Raw genomic sequence first — 9,279 nt, forward strand, 5'->3', positions numbered from 1 at the left:
TATGAGTACAATGTTAAATAGTGTAATGAATATAGATGGTGTATTATATGCAGCCTCAACTAAAAGAGTAGATGGTTGTGGAGGAGTTTTATTTGAAAATGGTCATATTGCTTTAGAAGGAATTATACAAAAGTAAAATTAATAAATTATTAAAAAATGGATAATTTCTAATGTTTTAGAAAAAATTATCCATTTTTATTTTGAAAAAATACCAATGCAAAGAAAATTATGTTATAATTTAAAACAGAATAGGAGTTGATTATGGAAATTATAGAAAGCAAAGAAAATAAATTAATAAAATCTTTAAAAAAATTAAAACAAAAAAAGTATAGAGATAGTGAAAATAAATTTTTAGCAGAGGGATATAAATTTTTAGATTATAATTATTCCCCTGAAATGATAATTGTTAGAGAGGATATTTTCCAATCTAATTTTTATTTTGAAAAAATGAATAAATTTTCTTGTAAAAAAATTGTTGTGACAAGAAAAATTTTTGAAGAATTAAGTTCACAAGAAAACTCACAAGGAATTATAATTCTATATAATAAAAAGACTAATGATTTAAAATCTCTTTCAAATAATTTAGTTATTTTAGATGATGTGTCTGACCCTGGAAACTTAGGAACAATTATAAGGATTTGTGATGCAACTAACTTTAAAGATATTATTTTGACTAAGGGAACAGTTGATGCTTATAATGAAAAGGTTATAAGGGCAACTATGGGTTCAATCTTAAATGTAAATCTTTATTATTTAGAAAAATCTGAAATCATTAATTTTTTAAAAGAAAATAATTATTCTATAATTTCAACTTATTTAGATAAAACTGCTATTCCTTATAATAAAATAAAATTAAAAGAAAAAAATGCAATAATTTTTGGAAATGAAGGAAATGGAATTTCTGATGATTTTATAAATATAACTGATTATAAAACAATTATTCCTATACTTTCAAATACAGAATCATTAAATGTTGCAGTAGCAACAGGTATTATCTTATATAAATTTAGAGAGATAGAGGGAGCTTTTTAATATGAAATTTATACATATATCAAAAAAGCAAGTTTTTAAAAATGATGTAATAACTGTTTTTGAAGAAAAACTTGGCTTACCTAATAATAATATTGTAACTTGGACATTTACAGGAAAAAAAGAAGTTGTTGCAATAATAGCAGAAATAGATGGTGAAATTATTTTTGTAAAGCAATATAGACCTGCAATAAAAAAAGAACTTCTTGAAATTCCAGCAGGTTTAGTTGAAAAGGGAGAAGATATTCTTGAAGCTGCTAAAAGAGAATTTGAAGAAGAGATTGGTTATAGAGCAAATAAATTAGAAAAGATATGTACTTACTATAATTCAGCAGGGGTAAATGCAGGACAATATCATTTATTTTATGCAAGTGATTTAGAGAAAACTCATCAACATCTTGATGAAAATGAATTTCTTGAAATTGTTAGAATACCTATAAATGAAATAAATATTTTTAGTTTTGAAGATTCAAAAACTATAATTGCATTAAGTTATTTAAATATGAAAAATATAGTAAAATAGTTTGTGGAGGTTTATATGTTCGTTTTATCTGCATTGTTACAAGCAGTTATTGTTTCAATAGTTGTTATAGTTGTTCTTCTTATTCCTATTCTTTTTATTTTAGGAAAGTTAAAAAATAAAGATAAAGTTTCTTTAAAGGGAATTAAAACAGTAGTTTTTAATTTAAATGAGCTTGTAGAAGATTATATGATATCTACTATATCTATCAATAAAACTTTATCTCATGAAGCACTTTTAAAAGCCTTAGAAAATTTAGTTAATGATAAAAAAATTGAAAAAATAATAATTGATATTGATGAAGTTGATTTATCAAGAGTTCATATTGAAGAAATAAAAAAAATTTTTGAAAAATTATCAGTTAATAAAGAAATTATTGCAATAGGAACAACTTTTGATGAGTATTCTTATCAAGTTGCCTTACTTGCAAATAAAATCTATATGTTAAATACTAAACAATCTTGTTTATACTTTCGTGGTTATGAATATAAAGAACCTTATTTTAAAAATATTTTAGCTAATTTAGGAATTACAGTAAATACTTTACATATAGGGGATTACAAGGTTGCAGGAGAAAGTTTTAGTAATGATAAAATGAGTGAAGAAAAGAAAGAATCTTTAATAAATATTAAAGAAACTTTATTTCAAAATTTTATAAATTTAGTTAAAAATACTACTCTACATATCCAAAACAAGGGCATTAGCAGCATTGATGAGCTAAATTCCAGCATCATCGATGGCGTTAAATTTGATGAGCATCTAAAAAGCCAGATTGCTACGATCGGCGAAAATTTGGTCGTTAGAAGATTTGAGACGATTAAGGCGGGCGCAAACGGCGTGGTAAACGGCTACCTGCACTCAAACGGTCGCGTAGGTGTAATCATCGCAGCAGCTTGTGACAGCGAGCGAACTGCGGAGGGTGCGAAGGAGCTTATAAAAAATCTCTGCATGCATGCAGCCGCGATGAAACCTCAGGTTATCAGCTATAAAGAGCTTGACCCTGATTTTATCGAGAAGGAATTTTTAGCTCTTAAAGGCGAGTTTGAGAAGGAAAATGAGGAGTTTGTGCGCTTAGGTAAGCCCCTTCATAAGATCCCGCAGTTCGGCTCGCGCGCGCATCTAAGCGATGAAATTTTAGCCAAAGAGATCGAAGCTTTAAAAGACGAGCTTCGCAAGCAAAATAAGCCTGAAAAAATTTGGGATAAAATTTTACCGGGTCAGATCGATCGCTTCATCGCCGACAATACTCAAATCGATCAGCGCCTCACGCTGCTAGGGCAATTTTACGTAATGGACGATAAGAAAACCGTCGAGCAGGTTATCGAGGAAGAAGCTAAAAAACTAGGTGGCAAGATCGAGATCGTAAAATACGTCCGCTTCGAAGTGGGCGAAGGCCTAGAGAAAAAGAGCGAAGACTTCGCTGCCGAAGTAGCGGCTCAAATCGGCTAAATATGGAACTTCTAAAGGGCGTAAATCTTACTCACGCGTATGATTATACGCTCTTTGAAAATGTAAGCTTAAGCGTTGGGGAGGGCGAGAGTATCGCTATTTTGGGCGTTAGCGGCTGCGGCAAATCGACCCTGCTTCATATTTTATGCACGCTTTTAAAACCGAACTCGGGCGAAGTGATCTACGGCGGGCGCAGTATTTACGAGCTAAGCTCCGATGAGAGACTTAAAATCCGCCGCAACGACTTCGGCATAATATTTCAATCCCACTACCTTTTTAAGGGTTTTTCCTCCGGCGAAAATATCGAACTCGCCGCCAAACTTACGAATAATGCGATAGATCAGAAAATTTTAAAAAAGCTTAAGATAGAAAATACCCTTGCTCAAGGCGTCGGCGAGCTTAGCGGCGGACAGCAGCAGCGCGTGAGCATCGCTCGCATACTTTGCAAAAAGCCGCGCATAATCTTCGCCGACGAGCCTACGGGAAATTTAGACAAGGATACCGCAAACGAGGTCATGGACGTGATCTTTGAGTACGTTTCGCACAGCGGCGGCGCGCTAGTTTTGGTTACGCACGATGAGGGCTTGGCGCAAAAATGCAGCAAAGTTTATCGCATAAACGATCGAAATTTAGCAGAAATATAAGCAATTAATAACCAAAAATATCTTACAATAGCCCAAATTCTTTCTAAAAGGTCATAAATGAAAATTCTACTTGACAATCACAATGAGCAGGTTGCAAGTGTCGTAAATATTTGCTGCGAGCGCATCGGTGCGGACCTGGTAGCATATAGTGCAGACGAGAGTGAATATGATTTGACGATAAAAAATTATGAAGATGGCGATGATATTTCAAAATTTGATCTTAATAAGACGCTGTTTCTGACGCCTAAAAATGTCTCGGTGCCAGGAGCGCGATATACCCTTACTAAGCCTTTTTCGCCGCTTGAGCTCATTACGTTTATTAGCGAATTTTCGGTTCAAAATATGAGCGTGCAGGCTAAAGAAAAAATGGCGAAAGAATTTGCCGATGCAAGCTCTGTGATGAAAGAGATCGATGCGATTGACCAGGCAAATTCCGCTTCGGGCAGTAATTTTGAAGAGCTTGTGGATAGCTTTTATGACTCCGGCAAGGATATACCGCTTTCACAGCTGGCAAACGATATAGCGCCCGAGATTGCAGATGATGTGCCGCTTTCGCAGTTGGTAGGCGATATGCCGCGCACGGACGAGATCGCAGATGATATTCCGCTCTCGCAGCTTGCAGATGAAGCAGCTCTTGCGGACACCATCGCCGATGACACGCCGCTTAACGCCGTCGCAGAAAAGATTGCGGATAATATCGCAGACGATATGCCTCTAAACTTAGCTGCTAGCGATATCCCTGAGGATGTGCCGCTAAATAGTATCGGCACAAGTGAGCCCGCTGAAAATAATAACGCGCCTCAGGGCGAAATTTCGCTCGCAAAGGATGACGCTCCGATAGCTCTAGCGGCGCTAGATGATGAAAATCCTAAGAATTTCAAAACAAATAAATCGCAAATAGAAGATGAAATTTCCACCACACGGGCAAGCGAAACTTTACCGCTTGCCCAGCAAGACGAGCCGCAAAGAGCTGATAGCTCTAATGAAACTGCTGTTGAAAAAAAGGCAGACGTTGCGCCTAATCTAGAGGAAACGAAAGACTCTGCGAACGTTGCGCTTAAACAGCATGAAGTAGACGGCTCATTTGCCTATAAAACAGATGAAAAAAATTCTGCCTCGCAAGTAGTGCAAGATGCAGCTGGCGCGCCTGTTAACAGTGGATTTGATATGGATTTTTCCAGGCTTTTCGATAGCGCTGGCATGCCCGTGGAGGAGTTTGGCGGATATGATAATTTTGCCGCGGCTGCGTTTGCTTCCGATGAAAAAGAGGAGAAAAGATCTGCGCATGATAAAAATAAAACGGCTACGGATTTTCAAAAAACGCAAATTTCGTCTCAATACGAGGTCGCTTCAGATACGCCGATTGCGTTAGCGGGTGCGGGCGATATACCTCGCGAAAATCTTTATAACGCCGTTCCGTTTCAAAGCATGGAATTTACTAGCGGACTTGCACAGAATGCGCCTATGTCTGCTCATAATGAAGCATGGAATTCAATTGGCGCAAATTTCGCAGCTTCCGCGAATTTCGTAGCTTCTACAAATTCTACTCCTGCGCCAAATTTTTCGGAGCTAAACTTGCCGCACATATTAGATGCCTCAGATTTACCGAAGCAAAGCGAGCAAGCCAATAGCGTTGCCAGCGGGTTTGCGGACGGATTTTTGCGCGCTATGGAGGGCGATTTTGCAAACTCGTTTGCCGCAAACTCCGCAGATAGCGAGCAATTTAAATCCGGCAAGCCCGCAAAGAGCGCCGCGCAGCAGATAAAATTTAATGCTTCAAAGCCTATATCAAAGCCTTCGGAGCGCGCAGAATTTAAAACGCATAAATTCGGCGCGTCCGAGCAGGTAAATGAGATGAAATTTGGCGCGCAAGCTATACCGAATGAGCTTGCCGCTTCGGCTGCGGCGGAGTTTGCCAGCCTTATGGCAAGCGAGTTGGAGCCCAGCGTCAAAAGCGAGCCGCTGCGCAACGAGCATAGCAAAAAACCGAGCGCTGAGGAGCTGAAAACCAAGTTGCGTGATGATCTAGAAGCGGGCATCGCAAACACGATCGAGAAATTTGCGGGCAGTAAGGATGCTAAGGACGCGCTGAAGGACTTTAAGATCAATATCGACATATCGTTTGGAGATAGATAGTGAAAGGCAAAATTTTGCTCGTCTCCGGTCCTAGCGGCAGCGGCAAAAGCACGTTTATAAAGCGTCTTATCGCAGAATTTGACGAGCAGATATACTTCTCGATCTCCTCTACGACGCGCGAGATGAGAGCCGGCGAAATGGACGGCGTAAATTATCATTTCATAAGCGAGAGCGAGTTTCGCGCAGGCATCGATCGCGGAGAGTTTTTAGAGTGGGCGTTAGTTCATGGCAAATACTACGGTACTTCGCTAAAAGCCGTTACAAGCGAGCTTGAGCGGGGTAAGATCGTGATTTTTGACATCGATGTGCAAGGATATGAGATCGTGCGTAGCAAAGTGCCTAAAAGCGAGCTTACTAGCGTATTTATTACTACGCCGAGCTTGTCGGAGCTTAGGGATAGGTTGCGTGCTCGTGGCGATAATGATCCCGCCGATATTGCTTTGCGCCTGCGAAACGCGCAAGAGGAGATGGAGCGCCTAGGCGAGTATGATTATTTCATAATAAACGACCGCCTAGAAGCGGCGTATGAAAATTTAAGATCAATCTACAAAACTATCAAACTAGAAACGGCAAGCCGCGACATAGGCAAGCTAATCGAAATTTGGAAAATTTAAAGGAGAAAAAATGGGCGTAAGCGTTCAACAACTGCTAATTATCTTAGTGATCATCGTGTTGCTTTTCGGAGCTAAAAAGATCCCGGAGCTCGCAAAGGGCGTAGGCAAGGGCATTAAGACCTTCAAAAAAGAGATGGAGGACGACACGCCTGAAAAGGTCGAGAAAAAGGCCGAGGAAGAGGTTAGAGACGCCGAAATTAGCGATAATAAAAAGGCGTAAGGGATTTGAAAAATTTAGTCTTAAACGAAATTTTTAAAATTTTATCTCGCAAAGTCGTTTTAGAAAAACCCAAAGATAAAAGCTTGGCCCATTACGCCTCGCCCGAGGCTTTTGCGCTGGCTAAAGAGCTGCGAAAGGCGCCTAAGCTCATCGCCGAGGAACTTGCGGCTAAATTTAAAGATAGCGAAATTCTAAGCGCGACGGCGGTTAACGGCTATCTAAATTTTCACCTAAAGCCCGCCGTGTTGGGCGCTCTTGCTGAAAATGCTCTTGGCCTGGGCGGCGATTTTGCGAAAAACGACGCGAAACTCGGAGCCGGAATTTTACCGGCTTCGGAAAAGCTTTGCGTGAGTGAGCCTGCTAGCAAAGGCTCCGCTGCAAATCTAGCTGCGAGCGGCAATGACGCCGCTAAATCGCGGAATTCCGCCGCTAGCCAAAATTTTATTTCGCAGAATTTCGAAGAGGCGTCAAATTCCATCGCAGCATCAAATTGCGATGAGGCGCGGAATTCCGCCGCTATGCCGCAAAAAATTCTGCTTGAATACATCAGCGCCAATCCGACCGGTCCGCTTCATATCGGGCACGTGCGCGGCGCCGTTTACGGCGATACGTTTGCACGCATCGGAGGCTATCTGGGGCACCGCGTCGATACCGAGTACTACATCAACGACGCGGGCAATCAGATCGAGCTTTTGGGCACTTCGATCGCACTTCGTGCGCGCGAGCTTGCGGGCGAGGACGTGAGCTACCCCGAGAAATACTACCGCGGCGAGTATATCGACGAGATCATCCCTCTTGCGCGCGCCCAATTTGGCGATGAAATTTTCCGCGACGAATCGCGCGTTTTGATCCTTGCGGAGTTTGCTAAAGACGAAGTGTTAAAGATCATCCAAAAAGATCTCGCAGACGCAGGCATCCATATCCAAAACTGGGCTAGCGAAAAGAGCCTCTACGGCGAGCTTGAGCCTACGATTAAGAAGCTTGAGCGCAGCGGCAAGATGTATGAGCAGGAGGGCAAAATTTGGATCCGCTCATCGCAGCTCGGCGACGAAAAGGATCGCGTCGTCATCCGCGAGGATGCGCGCCCGACCTATCTTGCGGGCGACATCGTCTATCACAACAACAAATTTGAGCGCGGATATGAGCGCTGCATCAACATCTGGGGAGCCGATCACCACGGCTACACCGCGCGTCTAAAGGCTGCCGTGCATTTTCTGGGCTATGACGAAAGCAGGCTCGAGATCATCCTAATGCAGATGGTAAATTTGCTCAAAGACGGGCAGACTTACAAGATGAGCAAGCGCGCGGGCAACGCGATTTTGATGAGCGACGTGCTCGCTGCGATCGGCAGGGACGCGATGCGATTTATCTTCATCAGCAAAAAGGGCGAGACGCCGCTTGAGTTCGACGTGGACGAGCTCGCGCGCGAGGACAGCAGCAATCCGATCTTTTACATCAACTACGCCCACGCGCGGGTCAATCAAATTTTTACCAAAGCGGGCAAGCGCGAGGCGGATGTCCTGGGCGCGGACTTCGGCACGCTGGATGAAGCGGGGCTCGGCCTAGCTTTTGCGGCGCTTGGCTTGAATGAAATTTTAAACGACGCATTTAATTCGCGCGGCTTGCAGAAGCTGCCAGATTTTCTAAAGGCGCTCGCGGCGGACTTTCACAAATACTACAACGAAAACCGCGTCGTAGGCAGCGAGAACGAGGATGCGAAGCTCAAGCTGTTCGCGCTCGTGGCGCTTAGTATCCGCACGGCGTTTGCTCTGATGGGCCTAAGCGCGAAAGAGAAGATGTAGCCGCGCGGGCTACATTTCGCGCCGATAGCCCTAAATCTCACGAACGAAATTTTATGATTTAAAATACAAAGCGAAATTTTACTTCTAAGAAATTTTAAGGCTAGTTCTAAATTTACAGCTCGTAAAATTTCGATTTTAAAAATTTTACGAGCTGTTTTGCGGTATCGCTACTGCGCTGTTCGTAAAATTTAAATTCGGCTGCAAATTTACCGCTTGCGGAATTTTGAAATTTTAAAATTTTACGGCGTGAAAACTCTAGGCAAAATTTTTAAAGTAGAGCTTTAAGGCGGCAAAATTTCATCCGCGAAATTTACTCGGGCGGGATTTGCCTGCAAGAGTACTCCTTAAGCCCCGCGGCGCATCGTCGCAAAAAGGATAGATATGAGAAAGATCATCGACATAGCGGCGCTTTCTATCGCCGTTTGCGTCTTGGTTATGGTGCTTTTTTTGCCGTCGCCCGTTTTATCGTTTAAATGCTACCGCGGCGATGGCGTAAGCTGCGCGCAGCTGGGGCGCGACAAGCTCTCCCGCGGAGATTACGAAGGCGCCAAACTTGCTCTTGCTAAGGCTTACGAGGCGGGCGAGAAAGATAGCTGCTTTGATTTGGGAGCCCTATACGACGGCGAGGGCAATGCGACGCAAGCGGGCGTATTTTATGCCGCAGCGTGCGATAAAAACGTCGCCATAGCCTGCCACAAGCTAGGCAACCTGTATCAGCGAGGGCGCCTAAGCAGGGACTTCGTTGCCGCCGCGCAGCGTTACGTTAAGGCCTGCGATTTGGGCTATGCCAAGAGCTGCCACAATGCGGGCGTGGTCTATTTCACGGGCGGTTTTGGGCTCGCGGCGGATCAGGCAAAGGCGGTGG

9 protein-coding genes and 1 pseudogene are annotated in these 9,279 nt (G+C 42.5%); all 10 read left to right on the forward strand.

What is annotated here, in order from left to right; translation table 11 throughout:
- Positions 1 to 261 precede the first annotated feature (261 nt).
- On the forward strand, positions 262 to 1,032 hold the full coding sequence (locus Q0236_RS11880; protein ID WP_297918304.1) for an RNA methyltransferase: 771 nt from the start codon (positions 262 to 264) through the stop codon (positions 1,030 to 1,032).
- 1 nt (position 1,033) lies between these two features.
- Entirely contained in the window at positions 1,034 to 1,552 is a 519-nt protein-coding gene (locus tag Q0236_RS11885; protein WP_297918307.1) for an NUDIX hydrolase, read from the forward strand.
- Positions 1,553 to 1,738: 186 nt separating this feature from the next.
- The gene (tsf, locus tag Q0236_RS11890) at positions 1,739 to 2,998 is read left to right on the forward strand and encodes a translation elongation factor Ts (protein WP_297918325.1); all 1,260 of its coding nucleotides are present in this window, start codon (positions 1,739 to 1,741) and stop codon (positions 2,996 to 2,998) included.
- Between the two features lie 2 nt (positions 2,999 to 3,000).
- Positions 3,001 to 3,642 carry an ABC transporter ATP-binding protein gene (locus Q0236_RS11895; RefSeq protein WP_297918310.1) on the forward strand — a complete coding sequence of 214 codons (642 nt, stop codon included), beginning with the start codon at positions 3,001 to 3,003 and terminating at the stop codon, positions 3,640 to 3,642.
- A 57-nt stretch (positions 3,643 to 3,699) separates the two neighbouring features.
- A complete protein-coding gene (locus tag Q0236_RS11900) occupies positions 3,700 to 5,778 on the forward strand; it encodes a hypothetical protein (protein WP_297918313.1) in 2,079 nt (692 codons plus the stop codon).
- The gene (gene gmk / locus Q0236_RS11905) at positions 5,778 to 6,392 is read left to right on the forward strand and encodes a guanylate kinase (RefSeq protein ID WP_297918314.1); all 615 of its coding nucleotides are present in this window, start codon (positions 5,778 to 5,780) and stop codon (positions 6,390 to 6,392) included. Before Q0236_RS11900 ends, gmk begins: the two co-directional genes overlap by 1 nt.
- 10 nt (positions 6,393 to 6,402) lie before the next feature.
- Positions 6,403 to 6,612, forward strand: a complete 210-nt coding sequence (tatA, locus tag Q0236_RS11910) for a twin-arginine translocase TatA/TatE family subunit (RefSeq protein ID WP_297918317.1) — start codon at positions 6,403 to 6,405, stop codon at positions 6,610 to 6,612.
- 5 nt (positions 6,613 to 6,617) lie between these two features.
- A pseudogene (locus Q0236_RS13320) lies at positions 6,618 to 6,884 on the forward strand (arginine--tRNA ligase); the annotation flags it as partial.
- Between the two features lie 246 nt (positions 6,885 to 7,130).
- The gene (argS, locus tag Q0236_RS11915; protein ID WP_367274751.1) at positions 7,131 to 8,414 is read left to right on the forward strand and encodes an arginine--tRNA ligase; all 1,284 of its coding nucleotides are present in this window, start codon (positions 7,131 to 7,133) and stop codon (positions 8,412 to 8,414) included.
- Positions 8,415 to 8,795: 381 nt separating this feature from the next.
- Positions 8,796 to 9,279, forward strand: a 484-nt coding sequence (locus Q0236_RS11920) for a tetratricopeptide repeat protein (protein ID WP_297918322.1), incomplete at its 3' end; no start/stop codon positions are given.

Origin of the sequence: uncultured Campylobacter sp. (assembly GCF_938031315.1) — a bacterium.
Taxonomy (GTDB): domain Bacteria; phylum Campylobacterota; class Campylobacteria; order Campylobacterales; family Campylobacteraceae; genus Campylobacter_B.